17 protein-coding genes are annotated in these 19,422 nt (G+C 54.5%); 13 read left to right on the top strand and 4 right to left on the bottom strand.

The genetic code is table 11. The annotated features are described in order from the left end of the window. Positions 1 to 10: 10 nt before the first annotated feature. From V4U84_RS06605 to V4U84_RS06580, 6 genes are all read left to right on the top strand, one after another. Positions 11 to 1,117 carry an HD-GYP domain-containing protein gene (locus tag V4U84_RS06605; RefSeq protein ID WP_334073893.1) on the top strand — a complete coding sequence of 369 codons (1,107 nt, stop codon included), beginning with the start codon at positions 11 to 13 and terminating at the stop codon, positions 1,115 to 1,117. 97 nt (positions 1,118 to 1,214) lie between these two features. Then, positions 1,215 to 2,354, top strand: coding sequence for a radical SAM/CxCxxxxC motif protein YfkAB (gene yfkAB / locus V4U84_RS06600; RefSeq protein WP_334073894.1), 1,140 nt, complete (start codon positions 1,215 to 1,217; stop codon positions 2,352 to 2,354). Between the two features lie 32 nt (positions 2,355 to 2,386). After that, complete coding sequence (locus tag V4U84_RS06595; protein ID WP_334073983.1) at positions 2,387 to 3,745, top strand: hemolysin family protein; 1,359 nt, start codon at positions 2,387 to 2,389, stop codon at positions 3,743 to 3,745. Between the two features lie 1,198 nt (positions 3,746 to 4,943). Beyond that, positions 4,944 to 5,162: a spore coat associated protein CotJA gene (locus V4U84_RS06590; protein WP_334073895.1), complete on the top strand. Its 219-nt coding sequence runs from the start codon at positions 4,944 to 4,946 to the stop codon at positions 5,160 to 5,162. Positions 5,163 to 5,166: 4 nt separating this feature from the next. Then, on the top strand, positions 5,167 to 5,442 hold the full coding sequence (locus V4U84_RS06585; RefSeq protein ID WP_334073896.1) for a spore coat protein CotJB: 276 nt from the start codon (positions 5,167 to 5,169) through the stop codon (positions 5,440 to 5,442). A gap of 48 nt (positions 5,443 to 5,490) precedes the next feature. Next, on the top strand, positions 5,491 to 6,060 hold the full coding sequence (locus tag V4U84_RS06580; protein ID WP_148450561.1) for a manganese catalase family protein: 570 nt from the start codon (positions 5,491 to 5,493) through the stop codon (positions 6,058 to 6,060). A gap of 243 nt (positions 6,061 to 6,303) precedes the next feature. Here V4U84_RS06580 and V4U84_RS06575 read toward each other — a convergent pair whose 3' ends face one another. The 4 genes from V4U84_RS06575 to V4U84_RS06560 form a co-directional block, all read right to left on the bottom strand. Then, a complete protein-coding gene (locus tag V4U84_RS06575; protein WP_334073984.1) occupies positions 6,304 to 7,965 on the bottom strand; it encodes a glycerol-3-phosphate dehydrogenase/oxidase in 1,662 nt (553 codons plus the stop codon). Positions 7,966 to 8,151: 186 nt separating this feature from the next. After that, a complete protein-coding gene (gene glpK, locus V4U84_RS06570) occupies positions 8,152 to 9,642 on the bottom strand; it encodes a glycerol kinase GlpK (protein ID WP_334073897.1) in 1,491 nt (496 codons plus the stop codon). Positions 9,643 to 9,693: 51 nt separating this feature from the next. Continuing rightward, positions 9,694 to 10,506 carry an MIP/aquaporin family protein gene (locus tag V4U84_RS06565; RefSeq protein ID WP_334073898.1) on the bottom strand — a complete coding sequence of 271 codons (813 nt, stop codon included), beginning with the start codon at positions 10,504 to 10,506 and terminating at the stop codon, positions 9,694 to 9,696. 172 nt (positions 10,507 to 10,678) lie between these two features. Then, positions 10,679 to 11,239, bottom strand: a complete 561-nt coding sequence (locus V4U84_RS06560) for a glycerol-3-phosphate responsive antiterminator (RefSeq protein WP_334073899.1) — start codon at positions 11,237 to 11,239, stop codon at positions 10,679 to 10,681. Positions 11,240 to 11,331: 92 nt separating this feature from the next. Here V4U84_RS06560 and V4U84_RS06555 point away from each other — a divergent pair, with 92 nt between their 5' ends. From V4U84_RS06555 to V4U84_RS06525, 7 genes are all read left to right on the top strand, one after another. After that, positions 11,332 to 11,469 carry a hypothetical protein gene (locus V4U84_RS06555; RefSeq protein ID WP_334073900.1) on the top strand — a complete coding sequence of 46 codons (138 nt, stop codon included), beginning with the start codon at positions 11,332 to 11,334 and terminating at the stop codon, positions 11,467 to 11,469. Between the two features lie 296 nt (positions 11,470 to 11,765). Further along, a complete protein-coding gene (locus V4U84_RS06550; RefSeq protein WP_334073901.1) occupies positions 11,766 to 12,908 on the top strand; it encodes an AGE family epimerase/isomerase in 1,143 nt (380 codons plus the stop codon). 40 nt (positions 12,909 to 12,948) lie between these two features. Continuing rightward, the gene (locus V4U84_RS06545; protein ID WP_334073902.1) at positions 12,949 to 14,547 is read left to right on the top strand and encodes a glycoside hydrolase family 43 protein; all 1,599 of its coding nucleotides are present in this window, start codon (positions 12,949 to 12,951) and stop codon (positions 14,545 to 14,547) included. Positions 14,548 to 15,299: 752 nt separating this feature from the next. Further along, positions 15,300 to 15,626 (top strand): hypothetical protein, encoded by a 327-nt coding sequence (locus tag V4U84_RS06540; protein ID WP_334073904.1) that lies wholly within the window; start codon positions 15,300 to 15,302, stop codon positions 15,624 to 15,626. A 7-nt stretch (positions 15,627 to 15,633) separates the two neighbouring features. After that, positions 15,634 to 16,053 carry a response regulator transcription factor gene (locus V4U84_RS06535; protein ID WP_334073905.1) on the top strand — a complete coding sequence of 140 codons (420 nt, stop codon included), beginning with the start codon at positions 15,634 to 15,636 and terminating at the stop codon, positions 16,051 to 16,053. Positions 16,054 to 16,206: 153 nt separating this feature from the next. Next, entirely contained in the window at positions 16,207 to 17,577 is a 1,371-nt protein-coding gene (locus V4U84_RS06530) for a diaminobutyrate--2-oxoglutarate transaminase (RefSeq protein ID WP_334073906.1), read from the top strand. After that, complete coding sequence (locus tag V4U84_RS06525) at positions 17,571 to 19,400, top strand: IucA/IucC family protein (protein ID WP_334073907.1); 1,830 nt, start codon at positions 17,571 to 17,573, stop codon at positions 19,398 to 19,400. The genes V4U84_RS06530 and V4U84_RS06525 overlap by 7 nt, the downstream gene beginning before the upstream one ends. The last annotated feature ends 22 nt before the right edge of the window (positions 19,401 to 19,422 follow it).

The raw sequence follows: 19,422 nt of genomic DNA, 5'->3' as shown, positions 1-19,422 counted from the left end.
GTGGTTTTTTGTGCGCCTTATCCCAGTGAGCTCCTTACAGCCCGGAATGAAGCTCGGAAAAAAGATATACAACGAAGATGGAATTATTCTGCTGTCAGAGAATGCTGAGTTAAGCGATACGATTATTCGCCGTTTGCGGGCACACGGATTGGATTACGTTTACGTGGCCGATATGCGGACGGAGGATGTGGTCATTCAGGACTTGATTGAAGACGAAACCCGCCGGAAGGCGCTGCAGGAAATCCGCACCAGCTTTCGGAAGCTGACGGAGCCGACGATGAAAGGACTTGTTTATCCTTATATGGGCAAAGCTTTTACCGGTCTTGTGGAATCCATAATGGACGACCTGAGTTCCCGGGAAGATGCCATGATCATGATGATGAACATTAACAGCATGGATCACTACTTATATCGGCATTCGCTCAACGTATGCGTCTATACGCTTTTGCTCGGCCAGATTTACGGGTACAGCAAGGAGGAATTGACGCTGCTCGGCTTGGGGGCGATGCTCCACGATATCGGTAAAACGAGGCTGCCGCTCGAGCTGTTGAATAAACCTTCACGGTTGACGGATGAGGAATTCGAACAGATCAAGCAGCATCCGGTTATCGGTTTTCAAATGTTGAAGGATGAGCCGGGAATCCCGTTAAAGTCGGCTCACTGCGCTTACCAGCACCATGAGCGGATTAATGGAACGGGTTATCCCCGCGGCTTGAAGGGGGAGAATATTTCCGAGTTTGCTCGCTGGATTGCGATTACGGACGCTTACGACGCGATGACGACCCACCGGGTTTACCGCCCGGCGATGCTCCCCGATCAAGCGCTGGAAGTATTGTACACCGGCTGCGGGGAATGGTACGAGAAGCCCAAACTGGAATTGTTCCGCGATCATGTGGCCATCTACCCGCTTGGCATGACCGTGAAGCTAAGCACGGGAGAGCAGGGCGTGGTGGTCAGAATCCATAAGGAAATCCCGCACCGCCCGGTGATCCGGGTTATCACGGATCCCTACGGCGCGGAGTTGAAATCGCCTTACGATTTGGATTTGTTGAGTCAGTTGTCCATCATGATTACCAAGGTGGACGGAATGGAGAATAAAACGGAGAAGACGGTCTAAGACCGGCCTCTTAGGTGAATCCTTTCCAGGAAGATTCTGCACCGCTTAGGGTGCATTTTCTTCTTTTTTAGGTTAATAAAAGAAATAAGGTGAGTAAATGTTGAATTTGGAGAACCATAATAGAAACAGGCAGTTGGAGATCAGCCCGGGCAACGACCCGTGGGACCCGATCGTCTCGCTCCGGGAGTTCGGACGCCATGTGCTGACGAGCGTGGAAATGACGGTGACCAATCTGTGCAATATGCGCTGCGAGCACTGTGCCGTAGGGGACAGTCTGGTGATGAGTGAGCCGGAGATGATTCCTTTAAAGGTCATGCTGGACGCCCTGGACCGGGTGGAGCATCTTCGCACGATCAGCATCACGGGCGGGGAGCCGACCTTCCGTAAGCAAACCGTGGATGAGGTGATCGTGCCGCTGCTTCAGTATGCGAAGGCGAGGGGAATCCGCTCACAGATCAACTCCAACCTGACGCTCGATTATGCGCGTTACGAGAAGCTGCTCCCCTATTTGGACGTGATGCATATCTCGTTCAACTACACGAGCGAGCGCGATTTTCACGAAGTGGGATTTGCGCGCAGCGGGCATGCCGTGAATCCGGACGTCGCTTACCGCATGTATCATAAAATGATCGAGAACGCGGCAAGATTAAGCGAGGCGGGGATGTTCATTTCGGCCGAATCGATGATCAACTACCGAACGCATGCCAAGCTTCCGGAAATCCACCGGCTTATTCTGGAGATGGGCTGCCGCCGCCACGAGGTGCACCCGATGTATGCGGCCGATTTCGCCGAAGGCTTGCCGGTTCTTCCGCTCGCCGATATGCGCCGGGCGATTCATTCCCTGCTCGACGCGCGGGACCCCGAGGTGTGGATGCTGTTCGGCACGCTTCCGTTCTTCGCCTGCAACGGTAATCCGGAGGACGCCGAACTGCTGCGGCGGCTGCGCCGGGAGCCGAACGTCACGGTGCGCAACGACCCGGACGGCCGCAACCGGGTGAACGTCAATATGTTCACGGGGGACGTGTACGTGACGGATTTCGCGGCCATTCCCGCGTTTGGAAACGTAACGGACTCGGGGCTGGATGCGATCTTTGACGACTGGCTGAACAACCATCCCTTGAATCGAAAAGTAAACTGCCACTGCGATGCAGCGGGTTGCTGCGGGCCGAATTTGCTTGTCGCCGACATGTATTACAAGGACATCGACTTCAAATCCCGTAAAGCGATCACACTATAGAAAAGAGGGCAATTTACATGCACTATGCCATCATTGACGGACATACCGAATTTCATTGGGGCAAGCTCATTATTAATCTCTTGATCGTTTTTATTCTCGTGTTTTTGAACGGTTTCTTCGTAGCTGCGGAGTTTTCGCTCGTCAAGGTGCGTCAATCCAGGTTGACGCAGCTGGTGAGCGAAGGGAACCGCCGCGCAGTCTACGCTTTGAGGGTCAATAAGAAGCTCGACGCTTACCTGTCGGCTACCCAGCTCGGAATTACCCTTGCCTCGCTGGGGCTCGGTTGGGTTGGGGAGCCGGCGGTGTCGGAGCTGCTTATTGAGCCGTTGATGCATCAGCTTGGCGTCTCCGATCCGACCTTGATCTCCACCGTCTCGGTTGCGGTCGGCTTCGCCATCATCACATTTTTACATATCGTCATCGGTGAGCTTGCGCCGAAGTCGCTGGCGATTCAAAAATCCGAAGCGACTTCCCTGTGGCTGTCGGCTCCGCTGCTGTTTTTTTACAAGCTGTTCCTGCCGGTCATTTGGCTGTTGAATTCGGCGGCCAACGGCATGCTCCGGGCCATCGGCATTGAGCCGGCGGGGGAAGGGGAAGCGGCCCACTCCGAGGAGGAGATCCGCATCCTGATGAACCAGAGCGCCAAGAGCGGGGTCATCGACAAGGATGAAATGAAGCTGATGGACAACATCTTCGATTTCTCCGACATGCTGGCCCGCGAGGTCATGCTGCCCCGCACGGACATGGACTGCCTCTACACGAATCTGACGTGGGAGGAAAACATGCGGATTGTCGCGGAAACCAAGCATTCCCGCTATCCGGTGGCGGTGGAGGATAAGGACCAGATTATCGGGTTCGTGCATATTACGGACCTGCTTCTTCCCGAACCGGGCAGACCGCTCCATTTGGAAGACCTGGCACGGCCGATTCTGAACGTGCCGGAGTCGATGGAGGTCAGCCATGTGCTTCGGTTAATGCAGAAAAAGCATTCCCAATTGACACTGGTCGTGGATGAGTATGGCGGAACCGCCGGGCTGTTGACCGTCGAGGTTATTCTCGAGGAGATTGTCGGCGACCTTCACGACGAATTTGAGGATGAGCGGCCGGAGGTGGAAATGCCGGCCGAGGGCGTTTACTCCGTCGATGGGCGGATGCTGTTGGAGGACGTCAATGATTTGATCGGCATCGACATCGAAGACGACGAGGTGGATTCCGTCGGCGGCTGGCTGTTCAAGGAGCTGGACGGGATGCCGGCTAAAGGAAAGAAAAAGGCGGTCGGAAACGTCACCTTTGAGGTGGCGGAAGCGGGACGACTGCGGATTACCCGGGTGAAAATTACGAAGGAAAAGCCCGCCGGCAAGGGACAGCAGGAGTTTGAGCCGGGGCGGTAGAGAGCGAAATATTGGCGTCAGATCTTGAATGGACAAGATCTGACGTTTTTTTGTCTTTTCCCTTGGGGAATGTGATTCAGGTGCTGAAAATATCAACAAAATTTGCTATAAGGTATTAAGTTTATACTCCGAAATAAATAATGAGGATGAAATCAAATAGGAAGGATGTTTACGACAAAAAAATATATCAAAGTGATCAAAAGTCCACGGCTATCAAGGTGCCGGGCGCACTTCCAACTCCAAAAGCTGCAAATCTGCAGGAATTTCGGCCGATCCACGAGGGTATGCGAAAAAAGATGCAAATCTGCAGATATTTCTAGCGATTTTAGAGAAATGAGCTTATGTCGTCGAAAATTCCTGCAGAATTGCAGGAATCTTGAATTTTTTGTTCCGAACAGGAAAAAAACTTGCAGATATGCAGGAATTCAATGATTGAGAGGAAGTCTCTGGTTGAATGAATAGGTATAGAATCATAAACTCATTATTGGTGATATTATGCGGATTATTAGGAGGAAGTAGTACTTATATTATTGGCGGTATAATTTTTTCAAGCTATAGCTCCAAAAGCTATTTAGTAAGTTTAATCATCTTACAACTCATCGTTGTACTTTTCTTTATTTTAATACTGCAATATCAATTAAAGAAAACTAAAAGTGAGTTTTTAGTATCTGTAAGTATTTTTGTATTTGTTCTTTTTCTTTTTACAGCCCCGTTTATAGTAAATAAATTAGATTATTTTTTTCAATTCCTTCGGTAAAAGAACAAAATCAAACTATAAAAGAAGTATCCGGTGTTGTCTTAGTCAAAACAAAGGATGGTTTTTTTGATATAAGCGAGATCGTCACATTTTTGGGGAGGTTGCCCAAAGGGGAAATTGATTTAACCTTTTATACTTTAGGAAAGTCCGACGTGTTTGGACTGGCAATGGATAAAGACAAAAATATCTTTACCTGCGCTCCATTTGAAATTTGCAAAGAGATGGCATCGATTACTAAGTATAGGATGTGAGCATACACAAAAGCATAAGTAGTTGAGCGTGAGCAAACGTCAGATCTTACGGACAAGATCTGACGTTTTTTTGTCTTTTCCCGGGAAATAGGGTTCAGAAACTGGGCGAACGTCATATGTTAATGATGAGGATGCCGGGGGCTTAGTTGTCCCGTGCAGAAATGGAATCCCTTAGAAGGAGGAACCAAGATTGAGTTTTCCGAATGAGCAATCTTATGCCCCATTTATCGGCCCATGCGATCCATGCCCACCCATAACATGCAAAACATACAGCACGCCTCCGCAGTTGTATATTTGCTTTCAGCCGCCTAATTGGCCCCAGTTCACTCCGCAGGAAGCTTTGAGACATGGCACGTTGTGGCCCGCATTGTACAGTCCCTATGAATCCAGATGGGGAAAAGGACGGTGATGAAATGAGTTCCACATCCAAACCGCATTGCGATCCGGAGTACTACGCGTTATTAGAGAAGCTTCAGGCGCTGGATTTCGTGCTTGTCGAGCTGAACCTTTATCTCGATACCCATCCGGACGATTTGGCTGCGATCCAGCAGTTCAACCAGTTAACCCAGGAGCGGACGCAATTGGCAAACCATTTTCAGCAACTCTACGGGCCACTGCAAAATTTTGGACGCGCATTTTCCAAGTATCCGTGGGAATGGTCGCAGGCCCCGTGGCCATGGCAGGTATAACAACCTGCCGCCCGCACTTAAAGAGCTAAAGGAGGTAACTACGAAGCAATGTGGATCTATGAGAAAAAGCTGCAATACCCGGTTCGGGTCGGCAAATGCGATATCCATATGGCGAAGCTGTTAATGGAGCAGTACGGCGGCGCGGACGGCGAATTGGCGGCTGCTCTGCGTTATATGAATCAGCGGTACACGATCCCGGATAAAGTGATCGGGGTCCTTAACGATATCGCCACCGAAGAACTGGCGCACCTCGAAATGATCGCCACCATGGTCTATAAATTGACTAAAGACGCCACCGTGGAGGAACTCAAAGCCGCCGGCCTGGACAGCCATTATGTGGCCCATGACCGGGCGCTCTTTTATGAGAACGCTTCGGGAGTTCCTTTTACCGCTGCCTACATCCAGGCCAAAGGTGATCCGATTGCCGATCTGTACGAGGATATCGCCGCCGAGGAAAAAGCGCGGGCTACATACCAGTGGCTGATCGACATGACCGACGACGTCGACCTGCAGGACGGCCTCAAGTTCCTGCGCGAGCGGGAGATTGTGCACAGTTTGCGGTTCCGCGAATCCGTGGAGATTTTGAAGGACGACCGGGATAAGAAGAAGATTTTTTGAGGTGATGTACGAAAAGATGGCCCCGCAAGTAAACTGCGGGGCCTATTTTTCTGCTCGGGGTCTTTGATCTTGGGATTCAACCAGTAGCGGCTTCCTTTACCGTTTCGATCTATTGTCTCTATTCTATCGAAAGGAAGGAGATTTACCCAGCCGCGATTTTCGTTGGGATCCAATAATTGCCTAGCATATACTAATAGAATGATCCGGATATAATATGGTTCATCTGCGGACGGGGGCCCTGGATCACTGCTCCGTCTGCGGAGTGACCGCTTGATGAAGGGCGATGTCCAACTCTTGCGTATATTCATCGCGCTGCTTAAGGGTCCAGCCGAGGGCGGAGGCCATAAATTCGATCACAGGCTGCTTCCATTCGCGCACCCACCGGATGTTGAAGAACAGCGCGCCCGTGCGGCGAATGAAGAAGTCCACCGGTTTGACGGTCATTTCTTCGTCTAAGGCATACAGGAGCGGGACGAGAATTTCCGGCGGCAGTCCGCTCCGTTCCGCGTCTTCCCGGCGGCGCTCCGCCAGTTCGAAGATCCGGTCGACGTTGGAGCCGTACAGACGCGCCCAGCGCTCGGCAAGCGCGGCATCCAAACCGCGGCGAACACCTTCCTCGCTTTTCTGCCGAACAAACTGCGGAAAGGCGTCGGAGCCGCCTACATGGCCGCCGGAGATCGGCATGTGTTTCGTCTTCGCCGCCACGAACGCCAATCCTTCCTCCCGGCTTAATAGCCGCATGACCAGATCGACGATCGTTTCGGCCATTTTGCGGTAGCCGGTAAGCTTGCCGCCCGCGATCGTAATCAATCCCGACGGAGATTGCCAGATTTCATCCCGGCGGGAAATTTCGGAAGCGCTTTTCCCTTCCTCATAAATGAGCGGCCGCACGCCGGCCCAACTGGATTCGATATCCGACTCGGCAAGCTGAACCGTCGGAAACATGTAACGAATCGCCGCCATAATATAATCACGGTCTTCCTTCGTCATGACCGGCCGAACAGGATCGGCCTTGTAGAACGTATCCGTCGTGCCTACGTACGTCTTGCCGTCGCGCGGGATGGCGAAGACCATCCGCCCGTCCGGCGTATCGAAGTAAATCGCCTGCTTCAAGGGAAACTTCGACTGATCGATGACCAGATGGACCCCTTTGGACAATTGAAGGTGCTTCCCGGTCTTGGATCCGTCTTTGTCGCGAAGCTCGTCGACCCAGGGCCCCGAGGCGTTGATGATTTTCTTCGCCCGGAATTCGTACGCCGAGCCGTCCAATTGATCAACCACGCGCACGCCGGCAACCTTGTTGTTTTCATATAAAAAAGATTCGACCTTCATGTAATTCATAGCCTTTGCGCCCCCACGAACGGCTTCTTTCATGACTTCAATCGTCAAGCGGGCGTCGTCCGTCCGATATTCCACATAATAACCGCCGCCCACGAGCCCCTCCTGCTTCAGCAGCGGCTCGCGGGCCAGCGTCTCCTGCCGCGGCAGCATCCGGCGCCGTTCGCTGCGCTTGACTCCGGCCAGGAAGTCGTAGACGCGCAGGCCGATGCCCGTGCTGAATTTGCCGAACGTACCGCCGCGATAGAGGGGCAGCAGCATCCATTCCGGCGTTGTCACATGCGGGCCGTTCTCGTAAACGATGGCGCGTTCTTTGCCCACCTCGGACACCGTTTTGACATCAAACTGCTTCAGGTAGCGAAGACCGCCGTGCACCAGCTTCGTTGAGCGGCTGGAGGTGCCTGCGGCAAAGTCCTGCATTTCGAACAGCGCCGTGCGCAGCCCCCTCGTCGTCGCATCCAGGGCGATGCCGGCCCCTGTAATCCCTCCGCCGATCACAATAAGATCAAGCGGCTGTTGCCTCATAGCTTCTACCATCGCTTTGCGGTTCGCAGCGGAAAATGTCACTGTCATCCCAATAACCTCCCTCGTCGTAAAGACGGCATAATAGTACGTGTTCAACAACCTCTATTAGGAGTGAACAAAAAAACCGCAATAACACCTCAGCCCCGGGCTAAAGTGCAATTGCGGTTTCAAGCTTCTCCAACCGAATTTAAATATTAACTTATTAAAAATTGTAGCATATTTCCGGCCTTATTTGAATACCATTGTGGCCTTAATCGCTTTGCTCCAGCCAGCGTACAATTCACTGCGCCGCGCTTCCGACATCGTCGGCGTAAAGACGCGGTCGATGCTCCACTGCGCCGCTATCTCATCCCGGCTCTCCCAGTATCCGACGGCCAGACCGGCCAGATAAGCGGCACCGAGCGCTGTCGTCTCATAGACTTGCGGGCATTCCACCGGAACGCCGAGCATTTCGCTCTGGAACTGCATCAGGAAATTGTTCTGCACCGCTCCGCCGTCCACGCGCAGTTTGGTAAGCTCCATCGAAGAGTCGGCTTCCATGGCGCTGAGCACGTCTTTGGACTGGTAAGCGAGCGATTCCAGGGTGGCGCGGATAAAATGTTCTTTGGATGTGCCGCGCGTCAGGCCGAAGATGGCTCCCTTCACTTCGCTGTCCCAATAGGGCGTCCCCAGCCCGACAAACGCCGGAACGACATATACGCCGTCGGTTGTATCCACTTTGCTTGCGTACAGTTCGCTGTCCTTCGACTCCTTGATCATGCGCAGGCCGTCGCGGAGCCATTGGATGGCGGAGCCCGCCACGAATACGCTGCCCTCAAGCGCATATTCCACTTTGCCGTCGATGCCCCAGGCGATCGTTGTCAGCAGACCGTGCGAAGATTGAACGGGCTGTTCGCCGGTGTTCATCAACATGAAGCACCCGGTGCCGTAGGTGTTCTTGGCCATGCCTTCTTTGAAGCACGCTTGCCCGAACAAGGCGGCCTGCTGGTCGCCGGCGGCGCCGGCAATCGGAATCTCCTCGCCGAAGAAATGATAGTTGACCGTCTTGCCGTAAATTTCGGAGGAGGAGCGCACCTCGGGGAGCATCTGCTTCGGGATCGTCAACAGCTCCAGCAGTTCATCATCCCATTTCAATTCATGAATATTGTACATGAGTGTGCGCGAAGCGTTGCTGTAGTCGGTAACGTGGACCTCGCCTCCGGTCAGCTTCCAGATCAGCCACGTATCGATCGTGCCGAACAGCAGCTCGCCGTTCTCCGCTCTTTCCCGGGCACCCGGGACATGATCGAGAATCCATTTGACCTTTGTGCCCGAAAAATAAGAGTCGATCAGCAGCCCCGTTTTGGAGCGGAACAATTCGCTGTGGCCGGCGGCTTGCAATTCGTCGCAAATCGATTTCGTCTGTCTGGATTGCCACACGATCGCATTGTAGACCGGGCGGCCGGATTCCTTATCCCATACGACCGCCGTCTCGCGTTGGTTCGTAATCCCGATGCCGGCGATTTGGCCCGGCTTCACGCCGGACTCAATCAGGCAAGTCGCGATGACGGCAAGCACCGTTCCCCAGATTTCCAGAGCATTATGCTCCACCCAACCCGGTTGGGGAAAAATTTGCTTGAACTCCTTCTGAGCGACGTGGACGATTTGGCCCGCTTTATTGAATAAAATGGCTCTGGAGCTCGTTGTACCTTGATCAATCGACAAAATGTATTTTTCCATGTGAAGTTCCCCCATTTATAGATTTGTGTATGATCAATTATATGATGACGCTTACATTGATACGCTGTGCTTGACGCTTTTGCCGGAGAAAATAAGCGCGATACCGAAGATAACGACCGCGATGCCCACAACGACCCAAATGGCCGGGTCCGATTGGCCCAAAAATACGTTCTTGTAAAATAACGCCCCCAGCGACCCGCCCAGCAGCGGCCCTACGACAGGGATCCAGGCGTACTTCCAGTTGGAGCCGCCTTTGCCCGCGATCGGCAGCAGCGCATGCGCAATTCTCGGCCCCAAGTCGCGCGCCGGATTGATCGCATACCCGGTCGTTCCGCCCAGCGACAAGCCGATACTGACGATGAGAAAGCCGACGATCAGCGGGTTTAGCCCATCCGTAAACTTGTTGGCGCCGATCGCCAAAATCCCGAGCACCAGGATGAATGTTCCGATCATTTCGCTCATCAAGTTGGAGAAAGGATGGTACACGGCCGGACCTGTTGCGAACACGCCCAGCTTGGTGCCCGGATCTTCCGTTACCTTCCAATGCGGCAAATAATGCAGATACACGATCACGGCCCCGAGGATAGCCCCAAGCATTTGCGCCGCGATGTATGAGGGGACGTCGGCCCAGGGGGTATTCCCGATCAGCGCCAGGCCCAAGGTGAGCGCCGGGTTGAGATGGGCGCCGCTGATCGAACCTACCGCATAGGCCCCCATCGCGACCGCCAATCCCCATCCCATCGTAATGACGATCCACCCTGAATTCGCCGCAAAAGATTTTTTCAGCGATACGCCTGCACATACGCCTCCGCCCAGTGCAATCAGTATCATGGTTCCAATCAACTCTCCCCAAAACGCTGACATGAAAACCCCTCCCAATGATTATGAATGTTCAGAGAACACAAAAAGACCTACATAAAGTATGCGCCTAAACCACCCATGCTGCAAGGTGAGGGCACGTTCCATGTAGATCTCCAAGTCTCCATAACATTATTAACTTGAATCAAATTTTATTTAAATTTGTAAACGTTGTCAATCACTTTTTTTCAAAATCTCGCCATAAATTCTTGTTCGAGGTGGTCACCGCTTCGGCGCCCGCTTGCAGAGCCAGTTCCACATCCTCTCTTGAAGAGATGAATCCGCCCGCCAGAATCGGCAGGTTCGTTCTGTCTTTCACTTTGCGGATCACGCTCGGCATGCCGCCGGGCAAAACTTCGATGACATCCGGCTGCGTGCTCTCCAGCAGCTTGCAGCTCTTCTCCAAGGCGCTGTTGTCGATCAAAAAGATGCGCTGCACGGCGACGACGCCTTTTTGCTTTGCCTTTTGAATGACGCTGGACTTGGTGGACAATATCCCGTACGGCCGGTACTCCTGGCAAAGATACTCGGTCGCGTGTCCGTCGCTCTGCAGGCCTTGAATCAGGTCCATATGCAAAAACAACTTCTTGTTCGCTTGATGCACCATGCCGCAGGCGTGCTTGAGCTGGGCGATATGGACATCCAGCAGCACCAGATACTCATACGATGACGCCACGGCCTTCTCCAAATCTTTCATCTGCCGCGACGCAGGTAATATTCGCTGTTCATAGAAATTCATATATCAAGCCCCTTTGGTCGAACAGTCCAACCCTATTTTGCATGAATGCCTTGCTTAACTGTACATCCCATATTAAGTGCGTTTTTAATCCTATGCAAGCACTATCGAATCGACTGTTTTTTGGCGGATTATTACGGCTAAGGCGCGGCATTGCCTCCGAGGACGACATCTCCGGCAGGCTGACGTTAAACGGCGGCATCATCCGGCCGTATCGGGACGGACTGGAGTAAAGCGCAAATCGCCTTTCATTCGGGTGATTTGCGCTTTCTTGTTCATCCTTCCGGGGGGAATCTCAACGTATATCCTCCATCAGGGCCCTTTTATTGGCCAACCGGCTTCATTTAGCCGTGTCTGCGCCGGGCTGCTATGATCTTGGTTAACTTCTAAAATCACCGCATCTACGGCTTAAAAAACTTCATTTCCTTCGCATCGCCGCAATGATACGCTTTCACTAAGCGGAAAGTCGGATACCGTGTGGATGAAAAATTTACGTATAGAAGGGCAGGAACCTCCTTTGTTACACGCTATGGAACAACAATGGCTGGATGGCGTCATCGCCAAGGTGACGGCCAAGATGAACGCGGTCAGCGAGCGCTCCCGGAACAAAATACCTTATACGACCGTGAACGGGACGCACGACGACCGGGCTATCGATAATCCTTCGGGTAATGAGGCTGACGGGATCAACTGGTGGACCAACGGCTTCTGGGCAGGCATGTTATGGCTTATGTACCATGAAACCGGCAGCGAAAAATACAAGGGAATCGCCCAAATTTCCGAAGCCAAGCTGGACCGGTGTTTTGAAGAATTTTACGGCCTGCATCATGATGTCGGGTTTATGTGGCTGCCCACCAGCGTCGCGAATTACAAAGTGACCGGTAATCCGGAATCCCGGAAGCGGGCGCTCCATGCCGCAAACCTTCTGGCGGGCCGCTTCAATTTGGCGGGGGGCTTCATTCGCGCATGGAATGATCTGGAAGAGGGCGATACACGCGGCTGGGCGATCATCGACTGCATGCTCAACATCCCGCTCCTCTACTGGGCGACGGAAGAAACGGGGGATCCGCGTTTCAAGCAAATCGCCATGAAGCACGCGGATACGTCCATGTCGGCCTTTGTCCGCCCCGACGGCTCCGTCAACCATATCGTCGAATTCGATCCTTTTAACGGAGGAGTGGTGCGGACGCACGGAGGACAGGGCTACGGGGAGGGATCTTCCTGGACGCGCGGGCAGACCTGGGCGCTCTACGGGTATATGATGAGCTACATTCATACCGGAAAGGACCAGTATTTGCAGACGGCGAAGCGGGTTGCGCATTATTTTATGGCCAATATTCCGGAGGACGGCATCATCCCGGTCGATTTCAGGCAGCCGGAGGAGCCTAAATTTGCGGACGATACGGCTGCGGCCATCGCGGCCTGCGGGCTCATCGAAATCGCCAAGGCCGTCGGCGGTTACGAAAGCCGCTCGTATGCAGCGGCGGCGTTGAAGCTGCTTAGAGCGCTGGACGAATCGCGTATCGATTGGTCGCCGGAAACCGACCACATCTTGCTGTACGGCACGGGGGCATACCACAGCAAAACGCATCATCACGCGATTATTTATGGCGATTATTATTTTATGGAAGCGCTCTTTAAGCTAAAAGGCAACGATCTTTATTTGTGGTAGCCTCAAGGGCGTAGGCATGCGAGCTAAAGGGGGCAAGATTATGAAAACGATTAAAAATCCGATTCTGCGAGGATTTAATCCCGATCCGTCCGTCATCCGGGTGAATGACGATTATTATATCGCCACTTCCACCTTTGAATGGTTTCCCGGCGTGCAAATTCATCATTCCCGGGATCTGGTGCATTGGGAACTGATTACCCGTCCGCTGAATCGCGTATCGCAATTGGACCTTCGGGGAGTTGGCGCTTCGCAAGGGATTTGGGCGCCTTGCTTGACTTACCACGACGGCGTTTATTATTTGGTTTATACCGTCGTCAATTCCTTCTACGTCAAAATGTACGATACGCCCAACTACCTGGTGACGGCGACGGATATCCGCGGGGAATGGTCGGAGCCGGTTTTTCTGAACAGCTACGGATTTGATCCTTCGCTGTTCCATGACGACGACGGCCGCAAATATATCGTCAGCATGGTTACGGATCATCGGGTAACCAAGCGGTACAAAGGGCATTTGGTCATTCAGGAATATTCCGAGCGGGAGCGGCGCATGGTTGGCGAGGCCGTGACCATTTATGCGAGCAACGATATTTTTCTGGAAGGACCACACATTTACAAGCGAAACGGCTATTATTATTTGTTCGCGGCGGATACGGGCACGGGCGAAGGGCACGGGCAGTCCATGCTGAGATCGAAAAATTTGTTCGGTCCTTACGAAGCCTATCCGGGCAACTCACTAATGACGGCAAGAAATCACCCCGACCTGCTGCTGCAAAAAGCGGGGCACGGCGATCTTGTCGAAACGCAAAGCGGCGAGTGGTATATGGTTCACCTCTGCGGGAGGGCGCTGGAGAACCGGACGGAAAAGGGGGACCGCAAGTACACGTTGGGCCGCGAAACGGCGATTCAAAAGGTGGAATGGACCGAGGACGGCTGGCTTCGGCTGGCGAATGGAACCGCACTGCCGGATACGGAGGTGGAAGCCCCCGACCTTCGGCCGCATCCGTTTCCCGGCCGGCCGCCGCGGGACGATTTTGACGGCGATACGTTGGATATCCACTTCCAGTCCCTGCGCATCCCGCTTGATCACACCTTTTATTCGCTGACGGAGCGGAGAGGGTATCTTCGCCTGTACGGAAGGGAAGGGCTCGGCTCGAAGTACAGACAAAGCCTGATCGCACGGCGCTGGCAGGAGTTTACGTTTACGGCCGGTACCTGCCTTGAATTCGAGCCGGCAAGCTATAAGCATTTGGCCGGCCTGATCTGCTTATACGACACGCATAATTACTATTATTTGCACGTGACGCACGATGAAGATCTGGGGCGCTGCATCAGCATCCTGTCCGCCGTCAACAATGTGTACGCATCGCCGGCCGGATACGTTCCTTTACCGGTTGACGCGAACCGGATATGGCTCCGTGTCGAGGTGGATCACGATAAGCTGCAGTTTTCGTATTCCACGGACGGCGAGCATGCGTTCAAGAACCTCGGTCCGGTTTTGGACGCCAGCACGTTATCGGACGAAGCCTGCGATGAGGGCTGGTTTACCGGAGCCTTCGTCGGCCTGTGCTGTCAGGATCTGACCGGCTTTAGAAAGCATGCCGATTTCGATTATTTCGAATATGTCGAGTCTCCGCAATGACGTTGCATCAAACCTTCCTTGATGCTGCCCATTTGGGGCCGATCCGCCGCTTCGGCAAGCAACATGTCGAACTTAGATCGTCATCTCACCCTCTAAACCATGCTAACGGTCGCCACAGCCGTTATTTGCCCTGTTTGCGCTGACTCCAAATTCTAACGGCCGCCATGGCCCTTATTTCATATAAGTATGGCTGTTTTGGTCGAAATGAAGGTAAATAACGGTCCACACGACCGTTAGAATCCCAATACGTGATTCAATCGCAACATAACGGCTCTCACGGCCGTTAGACTTCCTAACTGCAGAACCTTGTTTAAAGGCCTGTACTTTTTTGCGAAGTTCTTTAAAAGCGATTAAGGCATCAAGCTCCGTTGTAATCATGTGTCAGGGTTAATGCAACGCAAGTGGAGTCTCCGAATAGATGAACATCCGGACAATTGAAATTAGGAGCTATAAAGATAGGATCAAATGGCCGGAACGGCAGGGGATCACTTAGGGAGGCCGGCCTGACAGTGTTGCAGGTTTTGCCCAAATCTTTCTGCTTGATCCCGACCGGAATATCATCAAGTTTGACGCTCCATATTCATCGTAAACAACGAACACCTGGATTTAGGATGCTATGACTATGACATCCAACAGGTGTTTTTTGTTGTTGGAGCATAAGACAAAAATTCCAATGCGGAAGCGTTAATCGGTGAAACATTTCAACAACGCTTTCAAAAATATTGATAATGATTCTCACTGAATTTATAATAGTGTCTAAACAAAACTGCTCTTTCCCGTTTCGGCAGCCGGTCGCACGAATCGGGGCGGGGGACGTCAGTCGGAGCTCGAAGGGAGTTCCGGTCGTTCATGTCGGCAAGGGTGTGACATTCCGCAGCGAAGAGTCGCCGATATGCCCGGTTTGGAAAGATTCGAACGCCGTGCGTACCGGCCGGGTCCGCCATTTTCATACGGCACTTTGGATCGGCTATTACGGACCGCTCGCCATGAACAGGGTCGTCGACGAAATTGCCGAGCGTTGTTGTCGCCCTCATGCCTTTGGCTTTATCATCGAAAAACCATTCCAATCTGGACGGTGAGAGACAAATGTCTGTTACAAAGCTACGGCTTACGGTCGCCTCCAGCGCGGAAAACGATCGGGAGCGCGAGGCGTTGGCCGAATTGCACAGTCTGATTATGAACCGGGTTGTACAAATGAATATATGCGACTCTGTTCAGGTGACGCTGGAGTATGTGGCGGTCGCATCGGAAATTCCTCCCGCGGCGCCGGAGGCATCCGGTTCACAGACGCGGGAGCGCCCGAAGCCGTCCGCGCTCAGCGGAAGGCAGCTTGAAATTGCCGAACGGTTGTGCCGCCATTACAGCATCAGACGAATTGCCGAGGAATTGTATATCAGTGTCAATACGGTTAAAAAGCATGTGCAAAATATCAAAAAAGCCCTTTGTCTCGAACATGCCGGGGATGATTTCGTCTTTTTGCTGGCGGAGAAGCTGGAAGGGCGCTAAAAAGTATGGTTAATTTATCCAGTCGGAGTATTCAGTTAATCCGTTGGGATGATATCCAATCGGACAAGGAAATGGTATGATTTTCCTATCTTATTGATAATGATTATCATTATTGGTGGGTTTGAATATCTTGCCAAAGGAGTGAATCCCGTCATGTATCGAGCGACAAAAGAAACTGAAGCAACCGCCAACAGCCGTTATTTGCAGAGCCAGCAGGAGCGCGAATCTTCAGCCCGTTCCTATCCCCGGCGAATTCCGATCGTCATTGCCGAAGCGGAGGGTATTTATGTCCGGGATATGGACGGAAAGGTGTATTATGATTGTTTGGCCGGCGCCGGGACCTTGGCGCTTGGGCATAACCATCCCGTCGTCATCGGGGCGATGAGGGAGTTGTTCGATCAGAAGGCTCCCCTGCACACGCTTGATTTGACGACCCCTCTTAAGGAACGCTTCGTCGATGAACTCTTCGCCAGCCTCCCGTCGTCGTTTGCGCGCAACGCCCGTATCCAGTTCTGCGGTCCGACCGGAGGGGACGCCGTCGAGGCTTCGATCAAGCTGATGAAGACAGCCACCGGCAGACGCAGCGTGATGTCATTTCATGGCGGATATCACGGCTCGACGCACGCGGCGATGAGCCTCAGCGGCACGCTCGGGCAAAAGGAGCGGGTGGCCGGGCTGATGCCGGACGTTCATTTTCTGCCCTATCCGTACGCTTACCGTTGTCCATTTGGGGTGGGCGGCGACGAGACTCAACGCTTGAGCCTCCGTTATATCGAAAACGTGCTGCGCGATCCGGAAAGCGGTATCGTACCACCGGCCGCGATGATCGTCGAGCCCGTTCAGGGAGAGGGCGGTTCCATCCCCGCGCCGCCCGGGTGGCTGACGGAATTGCGGCGCATCACGAAAGAGCGGGATATTCCGCTGATCGTAGACGAGGTACAGACCGGTTTTGGCCGTACCGGCAAACTGTTCGCCTTTGAGCATGCCGGAATCGAGCCGGATGCGGTCGTGCTGTCGAAGGCGATTGGCGGCAGTCTGCCGCTGTCGGTCGTTGTCTATCACGAGCGCTACGACGTCTGGAAGCCTGGCGCGCATATCGGCACCTTCCGCGGCAACCAGTTGGCGATGGCCGCCGGGCTGGCGTCGCTGCGCTATATCAAGGAGCGGGAGCTTCACGAGCGGGCGCGCTTGCTCGGCGAGCGGCTGTTGGAACGGCTTGGTTCGCTGGCGGAGCGGGAGCGCTGCATCGGCGACGTGCGCGGGCTGGGATTAATGATCGGCGTTGAAATCATCGACGAGAACGGCGAGCCCGACCGGCTTGGCCATATTCCGGCCGCTCCGCGACTCGCCGCGCAAATCCAGCGGGAATGCCTCCGGCGCGGGCTGATCCTGGAGGTCGGCGGGCGAAATTCCTCGGTCATGCGCTTCCTGCCGCCGCTCATCGTAACCGAGGAGCAATTGGACGAAATCGCCGCCCGCTTCGGCGAGTCGGTACGGGCCGCCCGCGAGGCGCTGCCATGCTGACGAACCGGCGGACGGTTACTACCACGGAAGCCGCGCCCCGCGCAGCGAGTCTGGCGGGGAATCCGGCGGTGAGTTCGACGGATAGGCTGGCGGAGTGTTTGGCGGCCAGGTCGCTGATCAATGCTTTTCTGCGGGAAAACGACGAAGCGGCAGAGAGCCCATGCCGTTTGGCGGAAGCGGCGGAGACGGGGGCGTCCGTCCCGATCGCGATTCGGCTTCGGGACGGGGCACAGATCCAAGGGACGATTGCTTACGCTTCGCTCACTGGTCAGCATCTGTTCGAGGACGGATGGATTTTGGAGCGGGGCGATTGCACAAGGCCGCTGCCGTTCAACGAGCTTGCCGAGACGCTTGTCCGCGAATTGGCGCTGCGGTTCGCCCCGGAGGGGGCTCCGGCCGCCGATGCGACGCTGAAACGCATACAATGCAGCGTGCGGAATTTGCGCGGACATCTCGAGCGGCGGGCGGCCGATGGGAAGGCCGGCATGAATGTCCGCAAGCTTGATTACATCGCCTCCGAGCAAAGCGTGTTTGCCGGCCATCCGTTCCACCCGTATCCAAAAAGCGTGGAAGGCATGAACGAACCGGATCTGAATCGGTTCAGTCCCGAACGGGGCGCGGGTTTTCCGCTGCATTATTTCGCCGTGCGCGTCTCCGAGCAACTGGGGGAGTGGCTGCCGGGCGAGCGGATGCAAACGCTTCCGCCGACGGTAAGGGAGCCGTATCTGCGGGCGCTGACGGAGCGGCTCGGACCGCGGGCGGAGACCGTGTATGAGCCGCTGCCGATGCATCCGTGGCAAGCGGAACGCCTGCCGAAACAACCGTGGGCGGGCCGGGCTCTTGCGCGGGGTGACCTGGTACCGCTGGGGCCGCTCGGACCGCGAGTTTACCCGACGTCGTCGGTACGCACCGTATGGGAGCCGCAAAGCGGGTGCGGCTGGAAGCTGCCGCTGGATGTGCGGATCACAAACCTGATCCGCGTTAACACTGCGGAGCAGACGGCCCGCACGATGCACGCCGCGCGTCTGGCAATGCATCTGGGGGCCGAACTGAAGCGGGAATTGCCCGGCCTGCTGCCGGAAACGGGGTATGCCGGAATCGCCGCGCCCGATCGGACGCAGCCTAACCCGGCGTTTACGGTTCTGTTCAGACCGATGGCGTTTGATCCGTCCGCAACGTTTGTGCTGGCCTCGCTGCTGGAGAGTTGGCCGGACGAGCGGACGCCGAAAATCGCGCAGGCGATCGCCGAAAACGCGCGAACCTGCGGAGCGCTGCAACTGCCGGATATGCGGGAGTGGCTGGAGCGTTATCTGCACCTGTCCATGCTGCCGCTGCTGCGCGTCTGGGACCGCTTTGGCATCAGCTTTGAGGCGCATGCGCAAAATTCGCTGCTTTCGCTTGAGAATGGCTGGCCGAGCCGCTTTTATACGCGCGATTTGGAGGGAATGAGCGTCGACCGCCGGGTTGCCGAGGCGGCCGGCTGGATCGGCGGATTGCTGCCCGAGGACAGCCCGTTGCTGTACGATGCGGCGAAGGCTTGGCACCGCACGCAATACTATTTTTTCGTCAATCATCTTGGGGCGCTCATTCACGCGCTGGCGCTCTGGCAAGGCCGGCCGGAGCGAGAAGGCTGGGATGTCGTCCGCAGTTTGCTGCTGGAGGAACGGCGGCGGGCGGGTGAACGGCTGCGTCCATACGTGGATGGGCTGCTAAATCAAAAAACGCTTCCGGCGAAAGCCAATTTCGCCAGTTGCCTAGCGGACAAAGGAGATACGCCAATGTATGTACCGATCGCTAATCCAATCCGGGGCGGGCGGCCGTGAGCCGCCCGGTCCCGCTTGAAGA

Origin of the sequence: Paenibacillus sanfengchensis, from assembly GCF_036864765.1 — a bacterium.
Lineage (GTDB): Bacteria > Bacillota > Bacilli > Paenibacillales > Paenibacillaceae > Fontibacillus > Fontibacillus sanfengchensis.
This window is presented reverse-complemented; position numbering and strand designations above follow the sequence as displayed.

What these genes read in the sequence shown, in the direction of transcription:
- V4U84_RS06550 (WP_334073901.1), top strand. Translation starts at nt 11,766, where the DNA reads ATGGAACAACAATGGCTGGATGGCGTCATCGCCAAGGTGACGGCCAAG.
- V4U84_RS06525 (WP_334073907.1), top strand. Translation starts at nt 17,571, where the DNA reads ATGCTGACGAACCGGCGGACGGTTACTACCACGGAAGCCGCGCCCCGC.
- V4U84_RS06545 (WP_334073902.1), top strand. Translation starts at nt 12,949, where the DNA reads ATGAAAACGATTAAAAATCCGATTCTGCGAGGATTTAATCCCGATCCG.
- V4U84_RS06530 (WP_334073906.1), top strand. Translation starts at nt 16,207, where the DNA reads ATGTATCGAGCGACAAAAGAAACTGAAGCAACCGCCAACAGCCGTTAT.
- yfkAB (WP_334073894.1), top strand. Translation starts at nt 1,215, where the DNA reads ATGTTGAATTTGGAGAACCATAATAGAAACAGGCAGTTGGAGATCAGC.
- V4U84_RS06555 (WP_334073900.1), top strand. Translation starts at nt 11,332, where the DNA reads ATGCAAGCACTATCGAATCGACTGTTTTTTGGCGGATTATTACGGCTA.
- V4U84_RS06560 (WP_334073899.1), bottom strand. Translation starts at nt 11,239, where the DNA reads ATGAATTTCTATGAACAGCGAATATTACCTGCGTCGCGGCAGATGAAA.
- glpK (WP_334073897.1), bottom strand. Translation starts at nt 9,642, where the DNA reads ATGGAAAAATACATTTTGTCGATTGATCAAGGTACAACGAGCTCCAGA.
- V4U84_RS06580 (WP_148450561.1), top strand. Translation starts at nt 5,491, where the DNA reads ATGTGGATCTATGAGAAAAAGCTGCAATACCCGGTTCGGGTCGGCAAA.
- V4U84_RS06535 (WP_334073905.1), top strand. Translation starts at nt 15,634, where the DNA reads ATGTCTGTTACAAAGCTACGGCTTACGGTCGCCTCCAGCGCGGAAAAC.
- V4U84_RS06565 (WP_334073898.1), bottom strand. Translation starts at nt 10,506, where the DNA reads ATGTCAGCGTTTTGGGGAGAGTTGATTGGAACCATGATACTGATTGCA.
- V4U84_RS06585 (WP_334073896.1), top strand. Translation starts at nt 5,167, where the DNA reads ATGAGTTCCACATCCAAACCGCATTGCGATCCGGAGTACTACGCGTTA.